Source organism: Streptomyces sp. NPDC058665 (genome assembly GCF_042714995.1).
Taxonomy (GTDB): domain Bacteria; phylum Actinomycetota; class Actinomycetes; order Streptomycetales; family Streptomycetaceae; genus Streptomyces.
The window spans coordinates 61,445-82,283 of sequence record NZ_JBHXRX010000035.1 but is presented as its reverse complement, the minus strand read 5'-3'; the positions used below and the strand labels follow the sequence as shown (position 1 = coordinate 82,283).

The window sequence follows — 20,839 nt, the reverse complement described above, 5'->3', positions numbered from 1 at the left end:
AAATGCCCGCTGGGAGCGGGGTTTACGGCTCTGCGGCCGTATCGTTCAGAAGTCGGCGAGCGTGCGCTCGTCCAGCCTCGCCACGGAGTCCTGGGCGTGAGTACGGACGTAGGCGGCTCGGATCCGCTCGATGCGGGCGTCGCGCGACGTCGCCTCCGACGCCGGGTACAGCAGGATCAGCTCGTACGAACGCTCGCGTTCGATCGTGCCGTTGGAGTCGCGCCACTGGCCCCGGCCCTCCTGGATCGTCAGCCCGGACGGAAACTCCGGAGTGACATGGCGGTCGATGAACGCCATGAACTGACGGTCGGTCACATCCGGTCCGCCGTCGGGTCGTTCGGTACCGAAGAAGAGCCGCGTCTCGACGTAGGCCGCGCCGCGGTCGGTCCCGGCCGAGGGCTGCCGGCCGTCGAGGCTCGCGTACGCCGCCGGGGCTCCGACGCCCAGTACGGCGGCCGAGGCCGCCGCGACGGCGAGCCATGTCCGCTGCCTCGGGGTGCGGGGGCTGGTGAGCCGGGATGTCTTCGGCGTGGTCGGCAGGTTCCGCACGGCGGGAGGTCGCTCTCTCTCGGAAGGTCCGCAGGGAGGGCCCTCACATGCGGATTCACACGCGCGATCAACCGCCACGTCACCCCGTCGAGACACCGGATCCGACCGGAAACCACCCGCATGAGTGCATGACCGCCCCCGTCGTACGAAGTACGTTGCTGCGATGACCACCGCTCCCGAGAGCCGCCCCGCCGATCTCGTCATCACCGGCTGCACCACGCTGACGCACGACGACACCCATGGGGCCGGTGGTATCGGCTTCGTCGAGAACAGCGCGATCGTCGTACGCGACGGCGTCATCGAGTCGATCACGGCACCGGAGGCCGTCGCCGCTCTGCCCGCCGTCGAACGCGTCGACGCGCGCGGGCAGCTCGCCATGCCCGGACTGATCAACTGCCATACGCACACACCGATGGTGGCCCTGCGCGGCGTCGCCGAGGACGTGCCGATCGACGAGTGGTTCAACGACTGGATCTGGCCCATCGAAGTCAATCTCACCGACCGCGACATCGAACTCGGCGCCCTGCTCGCCTGCGCCGAGATGATCCGCGGCGGGGTCACCACGTTCGCGGACCACTACTTCTCCATGGACGCGGTCGCCGCCGCCACCGAGGCGAGCGGGCTGCGGGCCAACCTCGGCTGGGGTTACTTCTCCAGCGAGGGGGGCGCCGGACGCGAGCGATCCCTCGACTTCGCGCTGCGGGCGCGGGGCGCCGCCGACGGACGGATCACCACGTCCCTGGCGCCGCACGCCCCGTACACGGTGAGCGACGACGATCTGGCCGCCACCGCCGAACTCGCCCGCGAGCACGGTCTGCTGGTGCACATCCACGCCTCGGAGAACAAGGACCAGACCGCCGCGAGCGTCGCCGCGCACGGCCACACGCCCATCGAGGCCCTGCGCCGTGCCGGGCTGCTCGACGTCGACCTGCTGGTGGCCCACGGCACCGGGCTCACCGACGACGATCTCGCCGTACTCGGGCGCGGCACCGGGCATATCGCGTTCGCCACCGCGCCCAAGGGCTATCTCAAGTTCGGCTGGGACATGACTCCGATGCGCGCGCTGGCCTCGATCGGCGTGCCCGTCGGCCTGGCGACGGACGGGGCGGCGTCGAACAACACTCTCGACATCTGGGAGAGCATGACGCTCACCGGGCTCACCCAGAAGTCGGCGGAGCGCGACCCCGCCTGGCTGACGGCGCGTCAGGCCCTTGACCACGCCACCACCCAGAGCGCTCAGGCCGTCGGTCTCGGCGACCGGATCGGGGTACTCGCTCCGGGACGGCGCGCCGATCTGATCCTGGTGGATCTGACGGGACCGCACACCCAGCCGGTCCATGACCACGCCGCGACCCTCGTCTTCAGCGCCCGCTCCGCCGATGTGCTGACCACGATCGTGGACGGGCGGATCCTGATGCGCGACCGCAGGCTGCTGACGCTCGACCTCCCGCAGATCGTCGGGGAACTGACCAGCTGGCTACCGGCGTTGACGGACCGTGGTCACGGCCGCCGCATCCAGGACTACGACCCGGCGTAGACGCGACGGGTCGGGCAGGGGGCGTGCCCCGCCCAGGTCCCGTACGCGCCTGTCGCATGTACGGCGTCGTACGGCTCCGCCCCTGGACCATGATGGTCGGGTGAGACTCGAAGCGATCACCTGGGAGCGGCTGACCGACGCCCTGGCCGAGCGTGCCATGGAGACCAAGGCCGACGACGGGAGCCCCTGGCTGAGAATCGCCGTGGACGGCGCTCCCGCCGCGCACCCCGGCGTACCGGCCGAAGCGCTCGCCGACGCCCTGCGGCTGCGGGGCCGCTCGGTGCTCGTCGTCGGGACCGGCGGCTTCCTGCGGCCCGCGTCGCTGCGGTACGAGTACGGGCGGCACGAGCCCGACTCGTACTACGACGGCTGGTTCGACACGGGCGCGCTGTGGCGGGAGGTGCTCGGGCCGGTGGAGGCGGGTGGGACGGGGCGGGTCCTGCTGGATCTCTGGGATCCCGCGACGGATCGCGCCACCCGCAGCCGGCGCGTCGAACTCCCGCCGGGCGGTGTGCTGTTGGTGCACGGGCCGCTGCTTCTCGGGCACTGGTTCCCGTTCGACCTCACGGTGCATCTGCGGCTGTCACCGGCCGCGCTCCGCCGCCGCACCGACGAGAGCGAACAGTGGACGCTGCCCGCCTTCGAGCGGTACGAACGGGAGGTCGCTCCGGCGGAGACCGCCGATGTCGTCGTACGCGCGGACGACCCGCGCCACCCTGCCTGGGCCCTCCGGCAAGATCGGAAAGACACACCCTAGGTCGTGTCTGACACATCCCGCCTGGCGTGCGACGTCCTGCACGCACGCCCGCCGCGTTGTCGGAGTCGCCCACGTACGCCCAGTACGAGAGCGATCCTCCGCCTTGCGGGCGCACGCACCGGCGAGTCATCAGCCGCTCCGCGGCGGGCGCGCGCCCCGCCCTGCGGGCGGACGGCGCTATTTGTCAGACACGCCCTAGGGCACCGGTGGACGGCCGCCCGTCAGCGTGACCGACAGGGCGCCTGCCCGGCAGCCCGCGGACGCTGCCGCCGCGGGATCCGCGCCCGTCAACAGGGCGGCGAGGAAGCCGCCGTTGAAGGCGTCGCCCGCGCCGGTGGAGTCGACCGCCCGCGCGGGGCGGGCCGGGACGCGGGACGTTACGGCTCCGTCCGATGCCACCAGCGCGCCACCGGGGCCCAGCGTCACCACGACCAGCGGGAAACGGCGGCTCAGTTCGGCAGCCGCCTTCTCGGCGTCCGGGACGCCGGTGAGCAGCCGGGCCTCGTCAGCGTTCGGCAGGAGCAGCCCGACACCGTCGGCCGCCGCCAGGAACACCTCGGGCCCGAGGCGCGCGATGAAACCCGCCGACGCCGGGTCCACGCTCACCGGCACGCCACGTGCCACCGCCGACCGCACTGCGGCGCGCACCACGTGGCGGCTCGTGGCGGCGAAGAAGAGATAGCCGGAGATGTGCAGCCTGCTCACCCCGTCGAGCAGCGCGTCCGACCAGTCGGCGGCGCAGAGGCGCAGGACGGCGCCGCTGTCGGTCAGGAAGGTGCGTTCGGCGGAGGCGTCGACCAGTGAGACGACGGTCGCGGTCGGTGCGTCGTCGTCGGCGACGAGCAGCGGCCGGACGCCGGCCGCCCGCAGCCGTTCCTCGTGCCACGCGGCGGCGTCCGTGCCGACCCGGCCGAGCAGCCGGACGTCGGCGCACCCCGTGGCCGCCGCCCAGCACGCCGCGTTGGCCCCCGCGCCGCCCGGCAGGGTGCGGATCTCGGCGGCGGTGTCCGTGCCGTGCGTGAGCGGCGTACGGTGCCGGGCCACCACGTCGGTGACGACGTCCCCGACGATCAGCAACGCCCCCGGCGTATCCGGCGCACCCGCGCCACCGGTCCTGGTCGCGCCGCTCACCGCACACTCACCGCGCCGCCGCGATCAGCGCGGCCAGCCGCACGTTGCCGCGTACGGCCGCCAGATTCGCCTCCAGGGACGCGCCGCCGGTACGACGCATCAGCTCACCCAGCAGGAACGGCGTGACCGCCTGCCCGCCGATGCCCTGCTCCCGGCAGTCCGACAAGGTCTCGGCGAGCACCCGGTCGTGCAAATCCGGATCGAGCTGTTCCGCCTCCGGTACGGGATTGGCGACGATCAGTGCGGCCTCCGGCCCGCCGAGCGCGTCCTGCGCCGCCATCACCGCCGCGACCTCCTCCGGAGTGCGGACCGTCCAGTCGACGGGCTCCCCGGACGACGTCAGGTAGAAGCCCGGGAAGCGCTCCGTGCCGTACCCGAGGATCCCGACGCCCAGGGTCTCCAGACGCTGCAAGGTCGCCGGTACGTCGAGGATCGACTTCACCCCCGCGCAGACCACCGTGATCCGGGTCTGCGCGAGCAGCCGCAGGTCCGCCGACTCGTCCTGCGCCCTGGTCCAGTCGCGGTGGACACCGCCCAGGCCGCCGGTCGCGAAGACCCGGATTCCGGCGCGGGCGGCGAGGAAAGCCGTCGCGGAGACGGTCGTCGCACCGCTCGCTCCCGTCGCGAGCGCGGGCGCCAGGTCGCGGTGGCCCAGCTTCCGGACGGACGGATCCCCGGCGACCCGCTCCAACTGGTCCTTGTCCAGGCCCACATGGGCCCGGCCGTCCAGCACGGCTACGGTGGCGGGGACGGCGCCGCCGGACCGTACCAGCGCTTCCAGCTCCTCGGCGACGGCCAGATTGCGTGGTCGCGGCAGACCGTGCGCGATGATCGTCGACTCCAGGGCGACGACGGGCCGGCGCGCGTCGAGAGCCTCCCGCACCTCGGGGGAGAGCAGCAGTGTCGTGTCAGGCATGTCCCATCCCTGGCACGGGACGGGGCCCCGCAAACGTCGGCCGAGCACCCGAGCACCCGGACACCCCAGCCCGAGCGCCGGCCTCGACCGCGGACGCGTCAGAACAACGGCGCGGGCAGCACACCTTCCAGCGCCAGCAGTCGCCGCTTGGTCTCCAGGCCGCCCCCGAAGCCTCCCAGCCCGCCGCCGCTCTCCACCACCCGGTGGCACGGCACCACGATCGGCAGCGGGTTGGACCCCATCGCGGCGCCGACCGCCTGGGCCGCGCCCGGACTGCCCACCCGGTCGGCCAGATCCCCGTACCCGACGACCGTGCCGTACGGAACGCCGGCCGCCAGCTCCCGCAGCACCTGCCGGTTGAAGCCGCCCGACAGCGACCAGTCGAGCGGCAGCTCGAACTCCCGGAGCGTGCCGTCGAAGAAGGCCGCCAGCTGACGTATCGGCTCGGCCAGCCGGCCCGCCGGATCCTCGACGGGCTCGGCGCCGAGCCGACCCTTCAGCTGCCGAAGTGCCGTCTCCCGCCGCCCGGTCGTGGCGTGGAAGACAACTGTCACAAGTCCTTCACCGGTGGCGGCCAGCAGCAGCGGGCCGATGTCGCTTCCGACGACGGCCCACTCCACCGACTGCGCGTTGCTGTTCATGTCCACCACGCTACGACCCGGCACTGACAACGGGCCCCGGCCTGCGGAGCGACACCGGTCAGCCCACCGCGCCCCGCACCACGTCGGGGTTGTTGGTGATGATGCCGTCCACGCCGAATCCGGCCACGCGCAGCGCGCCCGCGGCGTCGTTGACCGTCCACGTGCTGACCTGGAGCCGCTTGCCGTGCGCGCCCTTCAGCCGGTGCACGGCGGTCACGTACTCGGCGGTCAGCGTGGAGTGCGTCGGGTTGATCTGGTCGGTGAACTTCGCGTACGAGGGCAGGTCCGCGACCGCCGGCGTCCCGAGGAATCCGGTGGTCACGTCGGGCCGCCGCGCGTGCACTGCCTTCACGCTGTCCGCGCCGAAGCTCTGGATGACGAGCTTGTTCTTGACGTGCGAGCGGTCGAGCCAGCCCTCCGCGCGCAGGACGCGCAGGGTGTCCTTCTCGATGCCCGGGTACAGCTCGGGGGCCTTGATCTCCAGAAGGAGCTTCTGGCGGTTGTCCTCGACGGTGTCCAGATACCGCTTCAGCGTCGGCACCCGCTCGCCCGCCCAATCGGCGCCGAACCAGCTGCCCGCGTCCAGCCGCGCGATCTCCGCCGCGGTGAAGTCCTTCACATTCCACGGAGCCCGGTCGGGGAAGACCTGCTCGACGTCGGTGGTCCGCTTCAGGTCGGTGTCGTGCAGGACGACCAGCTCACCGTCCTTCGTACGCTGGACGTCGTTCTCCACCCAGTCGATGCCCAGTTCCTCGGCCTTGTCGACGGCGGCGAGCGTGTTCTCCGGGGCGTAGGCGGAGGCGCCGCGGTGCGCGATGACCAGCGGGTCGGCGCCCTGACGGGCGGACGCGGCGGAGCTCTCCGGGGCCGTGGCGCGTGGTGCGGCGGCCGACGTGGTTCCCGGCAGAATCAGCGCGGCGGCTCCCAGCAGCGCGACGGTCGCGGTCACAGAGGTGCGTGCGTACACGTGGACTCCTAGCGTCGATCCAGCACAGACGGGCCGAGAGTGACAGCCGGCGGCCAACACGCGACAGGCGAAGGTTGGCCACAACGTGAACGGAATGCGCCCGAGACAGGCCCCGAGACGGTCTCCAAGTCGACAAAAGGGTGACCTGATGTTTGCTTGCCGAGCCGCTGGTCATACCCTCGCCCCCGAACCAACGCTTCCGCAGACGGCTCATCAGGAGCGAAGGGCGTACCGCATGCAGGGCACCACCGACGGATTCAGCTACGGCCTGATCACCCCCGTGGCGGCCTTCCTCATGGCCTGCCTCGGCGGCGCTCTGGGCCTGCGCTGCGCCATCAGATCCCTGCACACCCCGGAACGGGGCCGGGAGGCCGGCTGGCTCGCGCTCGCCGCCATAGCGATCGGCTCGGGCGTCTGGACGATGCACTTCATCGCCATGACCGGCTTCAGCGTCGCGGAGACGCCCGTCACCTACGACCGGGCCACGACCTTCGCCAGCCTCGGCCTCGCGATCGTCATGGTCGGTGTCGGGCTCTTCATCGTGGGATACCGGGGCGCGACCACGATGGCACTGGTCACCGGCGGCACCGTCACCGGACTCGGCATCGCGAGCATGCACTACCTGGGCATGGCCGGGATGCGGCTGCGGGGCAGCCTCGAATACGACACGCTGACCGTCGGCGGCTCGGTCGTGATCGCCGTCGTGGCGGCCACCACGGCCCTCTGGGCCGCCGCGTCCGTGCACGGACTGCTGCTGAGCATGGCCGCCAGTCTGGCGATGGGCGTCGCCGTCACGGGGATGCACTACACGGGCATGGCGGCCGTCCACGTCCATCTGCGGACGTCCGGCGGCCCCGCCGAGGGAGCCGAAGGGGGCGAGCCCGCGGCCACGCTGCTCGGGCCCATGCTGGTGGGGCCCGGGGTCTTCCTGCTGCTGGCGGCCGTCGTCGTGATCTTCGACCCGCTGATGGTGATGGGCGGCCGGGAGGGGCGCACCCCGCCGCCCCGGGGCCGGGGCGGCCGAGGACCCCACGAGCGGCCCCTGCCCGGCGTACCGGCCCAGCGGACGCGACGGGAGCCCACGTACGGGGAAACCGCCGAGGAGACGGTGTCCAGGCGGTCCGGGGGCGGGTCGCGGGGCGTCCACGACTGGTGATCCACACCCGACTGTCAGTGGGGGGTCGTACCGTGGATGCATGCGGCCAGTTTCCAAGATCGAACGTACTTTGGCGCCTTTTGAGGTCATCAGCTCCTACGCACCCAGCGGCGACCAGCCGACGGCGATCGCGGACCTGGAGCGCCGCATCCGCGCGGGTGAGCAGGATGTGGTCCTGCTCGGTGCGACGGGCACCGGCAAGTCGGCCACCACGGCCTGGATGATCGAGAAGCTCCAGCGCCCCACCCTGGTGATGGCTCCGAACAAGACGCTGGCGGCCCAGCTGGCGAACGAGTTCCGCGAGCTCCTGCCCAACAACGCCGTCGAGTACTTCGTCTCGTACTACGACTACTACCAGCCCGAGGCGTACGTCCCCCAGTCGGACACCTACATCGAGAAGGACTCCTCGATCAACGACGAGGTCGAGCGGTTGCGCCATTCGGCGACGAACTCGCTGCTCACCCGCCGTGATGTCGTCGTGGTCGCGTCCGTCTCCTGCATCTACGGCCTGGGTACGCCCCAGGAGTACGTGGACCGGATGGTGCCGCTGAAGGTGGGCGAGGAGTACGACAGGGACGAGCTGCTGCGCCGCTTCGTCGACATCCAGTACACCCGCAACGACATGGCGTTCACACGCGGCACCTTCCGGGTCCGCGGCGACACCATCGAGATCTTCCCGGTCTACGAGGAACTGGCCGTCCGCATCGAGATGTTCGGCGACGAGATCGAGGCGCTCTCCACCCTCCACCCGCTCACCGGCGAGATCATCAGTGAGGACCGGGAGCTGTACGTCTTCCCGGCCAGCCACTACGTCGCGGGTCCCGAGCGCATGGAGAAGGCCGTCAACGGCATCGAGCGGGAGCTGGAGGAGCGCCTCGCCGACCTGGACAGGCAGGGCAAGCTCCTGGAGTCCCAGCGGCTGCGCATGCGCACCACGTACGACATCGAGATGATGCGCCAGATCGGCTCCTGCTCCGGTATCGAGAACTACTCGATGCACTTCGACGACCGCTCGCCGGGTACGGCGCCCAACACCCTCCTGGACTACTTCCCGGAGGACTTCCTGCTGGTCATCGACGAGTCGCACGTGACCGTGCCGCAGATCGGCGCCATGTACGAGGGCGACGCGTCCCGCAAGCGCACCCTGGTGGACCACGGCTTCCGGCTGCCGTCCGCGCTGGACAACCGTCCGCTGAAGTGGGAGGAATTCCAGGAGCGCGTCGGCCAGACCGTCTATCTGTCGGCGACCCCCGGCAAGTACGAGCTCTCACGCGGCGACGGTTTCGTGGAGCAGATCATCCGTCCCACCGGGCTGGTCGACCCGCAGGTCGTCGTCAAGCCGACCGAGGGCCAGATCGACGACCTGGTGCACGAGATCCGCACCCGCACCGAGAAGGACGAGCGCGTCCTGGTCACCACCCTCACCAAGAAGATGGCGGAGGACCTGACCGACTACTTCCTGGAGCTTGGCGTACAGGTCCGCTATCTGCACAGCGACGTCGACACACTGCGCCGTATCGAGCTGCTGCGCGAGCTGCGCGCGGGGGAGTACGACGTGCTCGTCGGCATCAACCTCCTGCGAGAGGGCCTCGACCTGCCCGAGGTGTCGCTGGTGGCGATCCTCGACGCCGACAAGCAGGGCTTCCTGCGGTCGGGCACGTCGCTGATCCAGACGATCGGCCGCGCGGCGCGCAACGTGTCGGGCCAGGTCCATATGTACGCGGACAAGATCACCCCGGCGATGGAGCAGGCCATCGACGAGACCAACCGCCGCCGCGAGAAGCAGATCGCGTACAACACAGAGCGCGGTCTCGACCCGCAGCCGCTGCGCAAGAAGATCAACGACATCGTCGCGACCATCGCGCGCGAGGAGGTCGACACCGAGCAACTGCTCGGTACGGGCTACCGCCAGGGCAAGGAGGGCAAGCAGGCCAAGGCCCCCGTGCCGACGCTCTCCGGCGGCCGGGCGGCCAAGGCCGGCAAGCAGGGCGCGGTGGTCACCGACCGGCCCGCGGCCGAACTGGCCGGAATCATCGAGGAGATGACCGACCGTATGCGCGCGGCTGCGGCCGATCTGCAGTTCGAGGTGGCCGCGCGGCTGCGTGACGAGGTGGGCGAACTCAAGAAGGAGCTGCGGCAGATGAGGGAAGTGGGGCTGGCCTGACGCCGCCGTATCGGGCGCCGTATGCGGTGTGTTGCAAGACCGACACAAAAACGGCCGAAGTCTCCTGCGCTGTCAGTGTGACTGCGTAGGGTACGGGACAACCGCACACATGGACGGTTGCGGGGGAACTTCCGAGAGGGGACAGCGCGTGGCGGACGTATCAAGGGGCAGTGCGCCGGGGGGCCCCGGGGTCAATCTGACCAAGGGACAGGCCATCAGCCTGGAGAAGAAGGGCGGCGGCACCCTGACCGCGGTGCGCATGGGGCTCGGCTGGCAGGCCGCCCCGCGTCGCGGCCTGTTCGGGTCACGCACCCGCGAGATCGACCTGGACGCCTCGGCGGTGCTCTTCGCCGACAAGCAGCCGGTCGACGTGGTCTTCTTCCGCCACCTCGTCAGCGACGACGGCTCGGTGAAGCACACCGGTGACAACCTCGTCGGCGGCGCCGGACAGGGCGGGGACGACGAGGCGATCCTCGTGGACCTGCAGCGCGTTCCGGTGCACATCGACCAGATCGTCTTCACGGTGAACTCGTTCACCGGCCAGACGTTCCAGGAGGTGCAGAACGCCTTCTGCCGCATCGTCGACGAGACCAACGGCGACGAGCTCGCCCGCTACACGCTCGACGGCGGCGGTCAGTACACCGCGCAGATCATGGCCAAGGTGCACCGCTCCGGCGCGGGCTGGCAGATGACCGCCCTGGGTAACCCGGCGAACGGCCGGACGTTCCAGGACCTGATGCCGGCGATCCTGCCGCACCTGTAGGCACGGCTCGCCAGCGCAAGCGCAGCTCCCGGAGGCCAGGCCGCCGGGAGCTGCACCGCTTGCCGAGCGGTCCCGGCGAGCGGCCCGACCGGCAGGCTCCACCGAGCAGTTCGCACACGGCACCAGGCAACACGGCCCGGCACCACGCAGAGCACCACAGTCCGAGCAGCACCACCGAACGACATCACTACGCGGCACCGAAGCGTGACCGACGAGGGGACAGAGGCGATGACGGCCGAGCTGGTCCGGGGGCAGAACCACCCCTTGCCCCACAGCCGACTGGAGATCCGGGTGACGGCCGCGGCACCGGTCCTGGCGTGCGCCACCCTCGGCGACGACCGGGGCACGGTCCTCGGCGTCGAGTGGATCGCCCACCCGGGCTCGCCCACACTTCCCGGCATCGAGGTGTCCCGGCAGGCCGCCGCCGGGCTGCGCTTCCATGTCGACCTGGAGGCCCTGCCCGACCGCGCGCATCTGGTGCACATACTGCTCGCGCTCCCCGAAGGGGGCGGCGGGCCGGCCAGGTTCGGCGCCACCGCGGCCCCGTTCGCCGCCGTCACCTCCACGGACGGCACCGAGATCGCCAGCTTCACCATCACCGACCTGGAGGCGGAGTCCGCCGTCGTCGCGCTGGAGCTCTACCGCCGCCAGGGAGCCTGGAAGGTCCGCGCCGTCGGCCAGGGGTACGCGGGCGGGCTCGCCGAGCTGTTCCGCGACCAGGGCCTGCCGGGGGCCCGCGAGTTCGCCGCCGGGATCCAGGAGGCGGTGGCCCGGCACATGGCCAGCGCGATCCAGGCACCCCTGACCGGCACGCAGGACGGTGTACGCGTCCGCTCCGACCGGTCGGCCACGGCCACCCAGCCCGGCCAGACCGCCGCGGGCTCCACCGGATCCGGCGCCGCAGCCACCAGCGCCGGCGCTGGTACCACCCCCGGCACCGGCGCCACGCCCCACCAACTGCCCGGCACCCCCGGGCCCACCGGCCCGGACAGCCAGGGCCAGCAGCCCGCCGCCGCCTCGCACGGCACCACGGGCGGGCGGGTCGACTACACGCACCCGCGCCGCCGCACCACGGCCCCGCCCACCCCGCCGCCCGCGGCTCCGCCGGCCCAGCCCGGCCAGGCGTCCCGCCCGGTGGCGGGCGACGCGACCGGTTGGTCCCTGGAAGAGCGCCTCTACAACCAGGTGTGGGGCATGTTCGAGGACCTGGCCCGCGCCACCGCCGCCTACCGCAGCGCCGTCGACTTCGCCGAGTCCCGGATGGACCAGGAGCTCGACCGGGTCCTGTCCGACCCGCGCAGCCGGATAGGCGGCACCGGCGACGCGGCCCGCGAGGCCGCCCGCGCCAAGCGTGACCAGCTCACCGGCCAGGCGCGCGAGGCGCTCGACCGGGACCTCGCCCAGCTGGCCGCCGAGACCGAGGTCGTCGAGCCCGCGCTGCCGCCGTCGTACGCCCGCTGGGACAACCCCGTCTGGCACGCCTACCGCGTCCCGATGGACAACCCGATGGCGCTGCGCCTCGGCGATCTCCATCTCCCCGAGCGCACTGACCTCCGCATCCCGATGCTGGTCAGGCTCCCGCTGGAGCGCGGTCTGTGGATCGACAGCGGCAGATCGGGCTCGGAGGGTGCCCTCATGCTGGACGAGGGGCAGCTGCGCAGGCTCGCCATGGACAACGCCGTCGGTCACGCCGCACGTCTCCTCGCGGCCTACCCGCCCGGCGAGTTCACCGTCCATGTGATCGACGCCGCCGGCTCGGCCGCCGCGTCCCTCGCCCCGCTGGTCGGCTCGGGAGTGCTGAACCAGCCGCCGGCGACCGGCGCCGGGGGCGTCTCCGCCGTCCTCGCGAGGCTCACCCAGCGGGTGGACCTGGTGCAGATGGCCATCAGGGGCGGCGCCGCCGACTCACTGCCGCCCGATCTCGACACCGCCGAACAACTGCTCATCGTCAACGACTTCCCGCACGGGTTCGACGACCGCGCGGTCACCCAGCTGCGCTATCTCGCCGACGAGGGCCCGGCCGTCGGTGTCCATCTGATGATGGTCGCCGACCGGGAGGACGCCAGCGCGTACGGGCCCGTGCTCGACCCTCTCTGGCGTTCGCTGCTGCGCATCACACCGGTCGCCGACGACCACCTCGCCGACCCCTGGGTCGGCCACGCGTGGACGTTCGAGCCGCTGGCCATGCCGCCGGGAAGCCAGATACTCCGACAGGTGCTCGAACAGGTCGCCGAGGCACGCCGCGCCTGGCGCCGCTGACGCGCCCGTACCGGTCCCCGAGCCCCGATCGCGAGGCCCCGGCACCGTACGGGCTCCCGCTCGCCGACGCGTCTCTGACCTGCACCCCCGCGCGAGCTTGACCATCGACTTTACCTTTTCTTGGGAGTTCCTGTACTCTCCATTGAACGGAGGGGAGTACTCCCGCACCGCGACGTACCCGTCAATACGGACCGCCATCGGTCCCGGGGCGTCGGCCCGCCGGCGCAGACGAGACGCACGGGTGGAAGAGACCTCCGGCAGCGACGACGCTGATCAGTAGCCGTACGACGCCGGAGGCGCAGTGGACGTTTCATGGATGACGTGGGCACTGACCATTTTTGGTCTGTGTGCCCTGATCGGGGTCGACTTCTTCATCGGGCGCAAGCCCCATGACGTGTCGATCAAGGAAGCCGGAATCTGGACGGTCGTCTGGATCGTTCTCGCCGCGCTGTTCGGCATCGGCCTGCTCGTGTTCGGCGAGAGTCAGGCATCGGGCGAGTTCTTCGCCGGATTCATCACCGAGAAGTCGCTCAGTGTCGACAATCTCTTCGTCTTCGTCCTGATCATGGCGAAGTTCTCGGTGCCCTCACACCTCCAGCAGCGGGTGCTGCTCTTCGGTGTGCTGATCGCGCTGGTCCTGCGCGCCATCTTCATCGCGGCGGGCGCCGCGATCATCGCGAGCTTCTCGTGGGTCTTCTACATCTTCGGCGCGTTCCTGATCTACACCGCCTGGAAGCTCATCCAGGAGGCGCGCTCGGACGACGAGGAGGAGGAGTTCGAGGAGAACCGCCTCCTGAAGTCCATCGAGAGCCGTTTCGGAGTGGCCGACAAGTACCACGGCACGAAGCTCTTCATCAGGAACAACGGCAAGCGGGTGCTGACCCCGCTGATGGTGGTCATGCTCGCCATCGGCACGACTGATGTGCTGTTCGCGCTGGACTCGATCCCCGCGATCTTCGGTCTGACCCAGGATCCGTACATCGTCTTCACCGCCAACGCCTTCGCGCTGATGGGTCTGCGACAGCTGTACTTCCTGATCGGCGGCCTGCTCAGGAAGCTGGTCCACCTCAGTTACGGGCTGTCGATCATCCTCGGGTTCATCGGCGTGAAGCTGGTGCTGCACGCGCTGCACGAGAACGGGGTGCATGTCCCCGAGATCTCCATCCCGTTCTCGCTCGCCGTCATCTGCGGTGTGCTGATCGTCACCACGATCACGAGCCTCATCGCCTCCAAGAAGCAGGCGGAGCGCGACGCGGCCGAGGGCGTCGGGAGCGGGAACAGCAAGGACAAGGACAGCGAGGGTAAGGCCGACATCGAGGCCTGACCGTACGGCGCGTGTGGACACCGCGCGCCGTACGCGGAGACAAGAACCGGGGCGAGTGGCATCAGCCGCTCGCCCCGGTTCTCTCTGTCTACCAGCCGCGCTCGCGCCAGGCCGGGAGCTGCGGGCGCTCCGCGCCGAGCGTGGTGTCGTCGCCGTGTCCCGGATAGACCCAGGTCTCGTCCGGCAACCGGTCGAAGAGCTTCGTCTCGACGTCGTTGATCAGACTGGCGAAGGCCTCCGGGTCCTGGTGCGTGTTGCCCACGCCGCCCGGGAAGAGGCAGTCGCCCGTGAAGAGATGCGGGTGGCCGTGCGGGTCGTCGTAGACCAGCGCGATCGAGCCCGGCGTATGTCCCACGAGATGGCGCGCGGTCAGCTCGATCAGTCCGACCCGGACCGTGTCGCCGTCGTCCACCAGCACCTCGGTCGGAACGGGAATCCCCTCGGCGTCGTACCGTCCGGCGAACGTCTCGGCGCCGGTGGCGGCCACGACCTCGGCCAGCGCCTGCCAGTGGTCGGCGTGCCGGTGCGTGGTCACGACCGACGCGATGCCGTCGTCACCGATCAGCGTCAGCAGCGTGTCCGCGTCGTTCGCGGCGTCGATCAGCAGCTGCTCCCCGGTGGCCCGGCAGCGCAGCAGATAGGCGTTGTTGTTCATCGCGCCGACCGCGACCTTGGAGATCATCAGGTCGGTCAACTCGTGCACATCGGCCGGTCCGTCGAGCTTCACGGCTCCGCTGTAGGTCATACCACTCAGCCTATAGCGGCGGCAGTACGGGCAGTGAGGAGTCCGAGGTCTTGAGCGCCGCACCGTCGCGGCGGCCGGCGAGCCAGCCCATCAGGTCGGCCGCCGGGCCGGTGACGGCCGCCGGGGTGCCGTCGGCGCGGCCGGTGCGCCAGGTGCGTCCGCCGGGCGAGGTGAGGGCGAGCGGGGGTACGTCGGGGTGCCCGGCGAAGCGCTCGGTGAGGAAGTCGGTCTCGCGGTCGGTGAAGTCGTCGGAGAGGTCTTCGAGCTCCCGGCCGATACCCAGGTCGACATGGTGGAGTTCGACCTCGACGAGCCTGCGGAAGGGGATCCGGGCGGCGATGTCCGTGACTCCGTTGCGGAGCGCGACCGTGCGTGCCCAGTCGGCGGGGACGGCCGCCACCCGACGGAGGTGCCCGGCCGTGGCGCGTACGTCGGCGACCTGGACGTCAAGGGGCCGGGATGCGTCGCGCTCGATGTCCCGGTCGCGGGTGACGGCGTCCGGGTACATGGGCCGGCCTTCGAGCACATTGACGAGTGCTTCGGCGTTCCGGGCGAGATGGGCCAGTACGTGACCCCGGCTCCAGCCCGGCAGCCGTGACGGCTCGGCCAGGGAGGAGTTGTCCAGCCGGGCGGCTGCGGTGAGGAGCCGCTCGGTCGCTTCATGTAGGGATTCCAGGTCGCGCACATGATCGAGCATGGGGCCGACCATAGCCCGGCCACTCCTTCGGGTGAAGGCGGTCGTAAGCTGCAGTAAATCGAATGCACGTGCTATAAGCTCCTGAGAGGCATCCTGACCAGGAGCCCTCGCGCCCCGGTGTCCCAGTGACCCGGGTCATTCCATTTGGCAGTCCATCGATTTGGCGACCCCCATTACTCTGGAACGGGGGCTCCGCCCCTGCTTCTCTCCAGAAAGGTGCGGACCGGCGTGGCCGACCGTCTCATCGTCCGTGGCGCTCGCGAACACAATCTCAAGAACGTCTCGCTCGACCTCCCGCGTGACTCCCTCATCGTCTTCACCGGGCTCTCCGGGTCGGGCAAGTCGTCCCTCGCGTTCGACACGATCTTCGCCGAGGGGCAGCGTCGTTATGTCGAGTCGCTGTCCTCCTACGCCCGGCAGTTCCTCGGGCAGATGGACAAGCCGGACGTCGACTTCATCGAAGGCCTTTCGCCGGCCGTCTCCATCGACCAGAAGTCGACCTCCCGCAACCCCAGGTCGACCGTCGGCACGATCACCGAGGTCTACGACTACCTCCGGCTGCTCTTCGCCCGTATCGGCAAGCCGCACTGTCCCGTCTGCGGCCGGCCGATCGCCCGCCAGTCGCCGCAGGCCATTGTCGACAAGGTCCTTGAGCTGCCCGAGGGCAGCCGGTTCCAGGTGCTGTCGCCGCTGATCAGGGAGCGCAAGGGCGAGTTCGTCGATCTGTTCTCGGACCTCCAGACCAAGGGGTACAGCCGGGCGCGTGTCGACGGGCAGACCATCCAGCTGAGCGAGCCGCCGAAGCTCAAGAAGCAGGAGAAGCACACCATCGAGGTGGTCGTCGACCGTCTCACGGTGAAGGGCAGCGCCAAGCGCCGGCTGACCGACTCGGTCGAGACCGCGCTCGGGCTCTCCGGCGGCATGGTCGTGCTCGACTTCGTCGACCTCCCGGAGGACGACCCCGAGCGCGAGCGGATGTACTCGGAGCATCTGTACTGCCCGTACGACGACCTGTCCTTCGAGGAGCTGGAGCCGCGCTCCTTCTCCTTCAACTCGCCCTTCGGTGCCTGCCCCGACTGCACGGGTATCGGCACCCGTATGGAGGTCGACCCGGAGCTGATCGTCCCCGACGAGGAGAAGTCGCTGGACGAGGGCGCGATCCACCCGTGGTCGCACGGCCACACCAAGGAATACTTCGGCCGGCTCATCGGCGGACTCGCCGAGTCCGTCGGCTTCCGTACGGACATCGCGTGGGCCGGACTGCCGCAGCGCGCCAAGAAGGCACTGCTGTACGGGCACAAGACCCAGGTCGAGGTGCGGTACAGGAACAGGTACGGCCGCGAGCGGGCGTACACGACCCCGTCCTTCGAAGGCGCGGTCTCCTTCGTCAAGAGGCGGCACTCGGAGGCGGAGAGCGACAGCAGCAGGGAGCGCTTCGAGGGCTACATGCGCGAGGTGCCCTGCCCGACATGTCACGGCACCCGTCTCAAGCCGCTCGTCCTCGCGGTCACGGTCATGGACAGGTCCATCGCCGACATCTCAGCGATGTCGATCAGCGAATGCGCCGACTTCCTCGGCAAGATGACGCTGAACGCCAGGGACAAGCAGATCGCCGAGCGGGTTCTCAAGGAGGTCAACGAACGGCTGAGGTTCCTGGTCGACGTCGGCCTGGACTATCTCTCGCTCAACCGCGCGGCCGGCACGCTCTCCGGCGGTGAGGCGCAGCGCATCCGGCTCGCCACCCAGATCGGCTCCGGTCTCGTGGGTGTCCTCTATGTGCTGGACGAGCCGTCCATCGGCCTCCACCAGCGCGACAACCACCGGCTGATCGAGACCCTCATCCGGCTGCGCGACATGGGCAACACCCTGATCGTCGTGGAACACGACGAGGACACCATCAAGGTGGCCGACTGGATCGTCGACATCGGCCCCGGCGCGGGTGAGCACGGCGGCAAGGTCGTCCACACCGGCACGCTGAAGGAGCTCCTGGACAACGAGGAGTCGATGACCGGGCAGTATCTGTCCGGCAAGAAGGCCATCCCGACGCCGGACGTGCGCAGGCCGGTCGACCCCAAGCGGCGGCTCACGGTCCACGGCGCGCGGGAGAACAACCTGCGGGACATCGACGTGTCGTTCCCGCTGGGCCTGTTCACCGCCGTCACGGGCGTCTCGGGATCCGGCAAGTCGACCCTGGTCAACGACATCCTCTATCTGCACCTGGCCCGTGAGCTGAACGGCGCCAAGTCGGTGCCGGGGCGCCACACCCGGGTCGACGGGGACGACCTGGTCGACAAGGTCGTGCATGTGGACCAGTCGCCCATCGGCCGTACGCCCCGCTCCAACCCGGCGACGTACACCGGGGTCTTCGACCATGTGCGCAAGCTCTTCGCCGAGACGATGGAGGCGAAGGTCCGCGGCTATCTCCCCGGGCGCTTCTCCTTCAACGTCAAGGGCGGGCGCTGTGAGAACTGCGCGGGCGACGGCACCATCAAAATCGAGATGAACTTCCTGCCGGACGTGTACGTCCCGTGCGAGGTGTGCCACGGAGCGCGCTACAACCGGGAGACCCTGGAGGTGCACTACAAGGGCAAGTCCATCGCCGAGGTGCTGGACATGCCGATCGAGGAGGGGCTCGACTTCTTCGAGGCCGTCCCGACGATCTCGCGTCATCTCAAGACGCTCAACGAGGTGGGGCTGGGCTATGTGCGGCTCGGCCAGTCCGCGCCGACCCTCTCGGGCGGCGAGGCGCAGCGCGTGAAGCTCGCCAGCGAACTCCAGAAGCGGTCCACGGGCCGCACGGTGTACGTGCTGGACGAGCCCACCACCGGGCTGCACTTCGACGACATCAGCAAGCTGATCAACGTGCTGTCGGGGCTGGTCGACAAGGGCAACACGGTCATCGTCATCGAGCACAACCTGGACGTCATCAAGACGGCGGACTGGGTCGTCGACATGGGGCCCGAGGGTGGCAACGGCGGCGGGCTCGTCGTCGCCGAGGGCACACCGGAGCAGGTGGCCGGGGTCTCGACCAGCCACACCGGAAAGTTCCTTCGGGAGATCCTCGACGTGGAGCGGATCAGCGACGCGGCCTCTTCGGGCCGGACGAAGTCACCGGCCCGCAAGACGGCGGCGAAGGTCGCGGTGAAGAAGACGGTCGCGGCCAAGAAGACGGCCGCGCGGTCCCGTAAGGCGTGACATCAGAAGGCCGAGGCGCCGCCGGAGGGCGCCTCGGCCGAACGTATGCACGAGATCTGGGTCAGAATGGGCACCTTCCATCAAACGGCAGGATGCGAGATGAAGGTGTCCGAGCAGCAGCGCCCTGAGAGCGCTTCCGTCGTCCGGATCATGGCAGAGGTCCTCGGGACCGATGAGTTGAAGTCCTCCGACAGCTTCTACGACTTCGGCGGCACGTCCCTCCAAGCGGTACGCATATGCACCCGCGTCAAGAGAGAGCTGGGTATCCGGGTCTCTCCCGACACGGTCTTCGACAGTGAAACGGTCGGGGACTTCCAGGCAGCCGTGATGGCCCGCGGCGAAGCCGTCTGACCGGGACGGGGACCGACTTCTCATGTCCCGCATGTCCAACACCACTCCCGCCCCTTCCACGCCTGAAGCGCGGCTGATCCACGAGGCCGTGGCACAGCAGGCCAGGCTCCGGCCGGATGCCACGGCACTCGTCTTCGGTCGCCGGCGCGTCAGTTACCGGACGCTCGACCTCGCGGCGGAGGCGTACGCCGCAGAGCTCGGCCGCCTCGGTGTGGGCCCCGGACGGCCGGTGCCCGTACTGCTGCCGCGCTCGCCCCAGTTGGTGGCCGTGCTCCTCGCCGTACTGAAACGCGGTGCCGCCTACGCGGCGCTGGATCACAAGCTCCCCGCCGACCGGCTGCGCACCGTGCTCGGCATGGTGGCCCCGCCCGTCGTCGTCGCCCCGTCGCCGGGCGCCCACGTGTTGCCCGCCGTGGACGACGACGACCGCACCGTATGGCGGCCACCCGCCGAAGAGCTGACCGAAGCGGCCGAACGGGCACCGGCCGCACGCCGCCCCTCGCACGCGCCGCACGCGCCGGACTCGGTGGACGCCTCGGACGCGGCGGACGACGGGGCCGCTCCCGCCACCGTGTTCTTCACCTCCGGCACCACCGGCACCCCCAAGGGCGTGCTCTCCCCGCACCGCGCGACCACCCGGCTGTTCGGTCCGGACAGCTTCGCCGACTTCGGCCCCGGCCGTGTGATGTCCCAGGCCGCACCTGTCTCCTGGGACGCGCTCACCCTCGAACTGTGGAGCATGCTGACCACCGGCGGCACGGTCGTGCTGGTCGACGGCGACTACTTCCTCCCCGACGACCTGGCCGAACTCGTCGAATCCACCGGCCTGGACACCATCTGGCTCACCGCCGCGCTCTTCAACCTCTTCGTGGACGAGGACCCCGACTGCTTCACCGGACTGCGCCAGGTCTTCACCGGCGGCGAGCGTCTCTCCGCCCCGCACATCCGGGCGTTCCTCGCCCGCCACCCGGGCATCACGCTGGTCAACGGCTACGGCCCGGTCGAATGCTGTGTCTTCGTCACCACCCACCGGATCCGACCGGCCGACTGCGAGGCCGAGTACGGTATTCCGCTCGGCACAGCGGTCCCCGGCACCGCGATCCATGTCCTCGACGGCGACCGTGAGGTGCCGCCCGGCACGCTTGGCGAGATCTGTGTCTCCGGGGACGGACTGGCCGACGGTTACCTCGGCAACGAGCGGGCCACGAGGGAGAGTTTCACCACGTTCGACCCCGGCACCGGCCCCAGAAGGATCTACCGCACCGGCGATCTCGGCCGGCTGGACGGTGAAGGAGTGCTCCACTTCCACGGCCGCGCCGATCGCCAGATCAAGATCTCGGGACACCGCGTCGAGCCCGCCGAGACGGAGGCCGCGGCCCTGCGCCTGCCGGGGATACGGGAGTGTGCCGTGGTCCCCGTCGCTGGTCGGAGCGGTGCGTACGAGCGTCTGGCGATGTTCTACACCGAGGAGCCGTACGGCGGGACGGACGCGAAGGGCGACGCCGATACCGCGGTCGACGGCTCGGACGCGGAGCCGGAGGCCGTACGGAAAGCGCTCGCCGCCGTACTGCCGCGTGCCCAGGTGCCGGACGAGGTCAGACGCATCGGTTCGTTCCCCCGGACGCCCAACGGCAAGATCGACATCGCCGCACTGTTGGACCCGCCGGGCTGAGGGACGCATGATCGG

Annotated in this window: 17 protein-coding genes; 10 read left to right on the top strand and 7 right to left on the bottom strand. The window is 70.2% G+C overall.

Translation table 11 applies throughout. From position 1 onward, the window contains the following. Nucleotides 1-45 precede the first annotated feature (45 nt). Nucleotides 46-540 carry a DUF3574 domain-containing protein gene (locus tag ACFWV8_RS23135; RefSeq protein ID WP_384205612.1) on the bottom strand — a complete coding sequence of 165 codons (495 nt, stop codon included), beginning with the start codon at nt 538-540 and terminating at the stop codon, nt 46-48. 172 nt (nt 541-712) lie between these two features. Here ACFWV8_RS23135 and ACFWV8_RS23130 point away from each other — a divergent pair, with 172 nt between their 5' ends. Together ACFWV8_RS23130 and ACFWV8_RS23125 are read left to right on the top strand one after the other, a co-directional pair. Beyond that, complete coding sequence (locus ACFWV8_RS23130) at nt 713-2,086, top strand: amidohydrolase (protein ID WP_384205539.1); 1,374 nt, start codon at nt 713-715, stop codon at nt 2,084-2,086. 100 nt (nt 2,087-2,186) lie between these two features. Further along, on the top strand, nt 2,187-2,843 hold the full coding sequence (locus ACFWV8_RS23125; protein WP_384205533.1) for a uridine kinase: 657 nt from the start codon (nt 2,187-2,189) through the stop codon (nt 2,841-2,843). A 195-nt stretch (nt 2,844-3,038) separates the two neighbouring features. On the opposite strand, the gene ACFWV8_RS23120 is transcribed toward ACFWV8_RS23125, so the two are convergent. The 4 genes from ACFWV8_RS23120 to ACFWV8_RS23105 all read right to left on the bottom strand — a co-directional run bounded on the left by ACFWV8_RS23120 (nt 3,039) and on the right by ACFWV8_RS23105 (nt 6,498). Further along, complete coding sequence (locus ACFWV8_RS23120; protein ID WP_384205525.1) at nt 3,039-3,974, bottom strand: carbohydrate kinase family protein; 936 nt, start codon at nt 3,972-3,974, stop codon at nt 3,039-3,041. A 7-nt stretch (nt 3,975-3,981) separates the two neighbouring features. Further along, nucleotides 3,982-4,890, bottom strand: a complete 909-nt coding sequence (locus ACFWV8_RS23115) for a pseudouridine-5'-phosphate glycosidase (RefSeq protein WP_384205520.1) — start codon at nt 4,888-4,890, stop codon at nt 3,982-3,984. 98 nt (nt 4,891-4,988) lie between these two features. After that, nucleotides 4,989-5,531: a methylated-DNA--[protein]-cysteine S-methyltransferase gene (locus ACFWV8_RS23110; RefSeq protein ID WP_329389063.1), complete on the bottom strand. Its 543-nt coding sequence runs from the start codon at nt 5,529-5,531 to the stop codon at nt 4,989-4,991. A gap of 58 nt (nt 5,532-5,589) precedes the next feature. After that, nucleotides 5,590-6,498 (bottom strand): glycerophosphodiester phosphodiesterase, encoded by a 909-nt coding sequence (locus ACFWV8_RS23105; protein ID WP_384205512.1) that lies wholly within the window; start codon nt 6,496-6,498, stop codon nt 5,590-5,592. 235 nt (nt 6,499-6,733) lie between these two features. On the opposite strand from ACFWV8_RS23105, the gene ACFWV8_RS23100 reads away from it, so the two are divergent. The 5 genes from ACFWV8_RS23100 to ACFWV8_RS23080 all read left to right on the top strand — a co-directional run bounded on the left by ACFWV8_RS23100 (nt 6,734) and on the right by ACFWV8_RS23080 (nt 14,164). Then, on the top strand, nt 6,734-7,654 hold the full coding sequence (locus ACFWV8_RS23100; protein ID WP_384205507.1) for an MHYT domain-containing protein: 921 nt from the start codon (nt 6,734-6,736) through the stop codon (nt 7,652-7,654). Nucleotides 7,655-7,694: 40 nt separating this feature from the next. Then, nucleotides 7,695-9,818, top strand: a complete 2,124-nt coding sequence (gene uvrB, locus ACFWV8_RS23095; protein ID WP_384205502.1) for an excinuclease ABC subunit UvrB — start codon at nt 7,695-7,697, stop codon at nt 9,816-9,818. Nucleotides 9,819-10,014: 196 nt separating this feature from the next. Next, nucleotides 10,015-10,581: a TerD family protein gene (locus ACFWV8_RS23090; protein ID WP_329392495.1), complete on the top strand. Its 567-nt coding sequence runs from the start codon at nt 10,015-10,017 to the stop codon at nt 10,579-10,581. A 228-nt stretch (nt 10,582-10,809) separates the two neighbouring features. Next, a complete protein-coding gene (locus tag ACFWV8_RS23085) occupies nt 10,810-12,840 on the top strand; it encodes a TerD family protein (RefSeq protein WP_384205497.1) in 2,031 nt (676 codons plus the stop codon). A gap of 301 nt (nt 12,841-13,141) precedes the next feature. Beyond that, a complete protein-coding gene (locus tag ACFWV8_RS23080) occupies nt 13,142-14,164 on the top strand; it encodes a TerC family protein (RefSeq protein WP_384205495.1) in 1,023 nt (340 codons plus the stop codon). 88 nt (nt 14,165-14,252) lie between these two features. On the opposite strand, the gene ACFWV8_RS23075 is transcribed toward ACFWV8_RS23080, so the two are convergent. Further along, nucleotides 14,253-14,909 (bottom strand): MBL fold metallo-hydrolase, encoded by a 657-nt coding sequence (locus ACFWV8_RS23075; RefSeq protein WP_329389075.1) that lies wholly within the window; start codon nt 14,907-14,909, stop codon nt 14,253-14,255. Between the two features lie 10 nt (nt 14,910-14,919). Further along, nucleotides 14,920-15,606, bottom strand: a complete 687-nt coding sequence (locus ACFWV8_RS23070) for a maleylpyruvate isomerase family mycothiol-dependent enzyme (protein WP_384205490.1) — start codon at nt 15,604-15,606, stop codon at nt 14,920-14,922. 228 nt (nt 15,607-15,834) lie between these two features. Here ACFWV8_RS23070 and uvrA point away from each other — a divergent pair, with 228 nt between their 5' ends. From uvrA to ACFWV8_RS23055, 3 genes are all read left to right on the top strand, one after another. Next, nucleotides 15,835-18,801 (top strand): excinuclease ABC subunit UvrA, encoded by a 2,967-nt coding sequence (gene uvrA / locus ACFWV8_RS23065; protein WP_384205487.1) that lies wholly within the window; start codon nt 15,835-15,837, stop codon nt 18,799-18,801. Between the two features lie 99 nt (nt 18,802-18,900). Then, the gene (locus ACFWV8_RS23060; RefSeq protein ID WP_384205483.1) at nt 18,901-19,152 is read left to right on the top strand and encodes an acyl carrier protein; all 252 of its coding nucleotides are present in this window, start codon (nt 18,901-18,903) and stop codon (nt 19,150-19,152) included. Nucleotides 19,153-19,183: 31 nt separating this feature from the next. After that, the gene (locus ACFWV8_RS23055) at nt 19,184-20,824 is read left to right on the top strand and encodes an amino acid adenylation domain-containing protein (RefSeq protein WP_384205479.1); all 1,641 of its coding nucleotides are present in this window, start codon (nt 19,184-19,186) and stop codon (nt 20,822-20,824) included. The last annotated feature ends 15 nt before the right edge of the window (nt 20,825-20,839 follow it).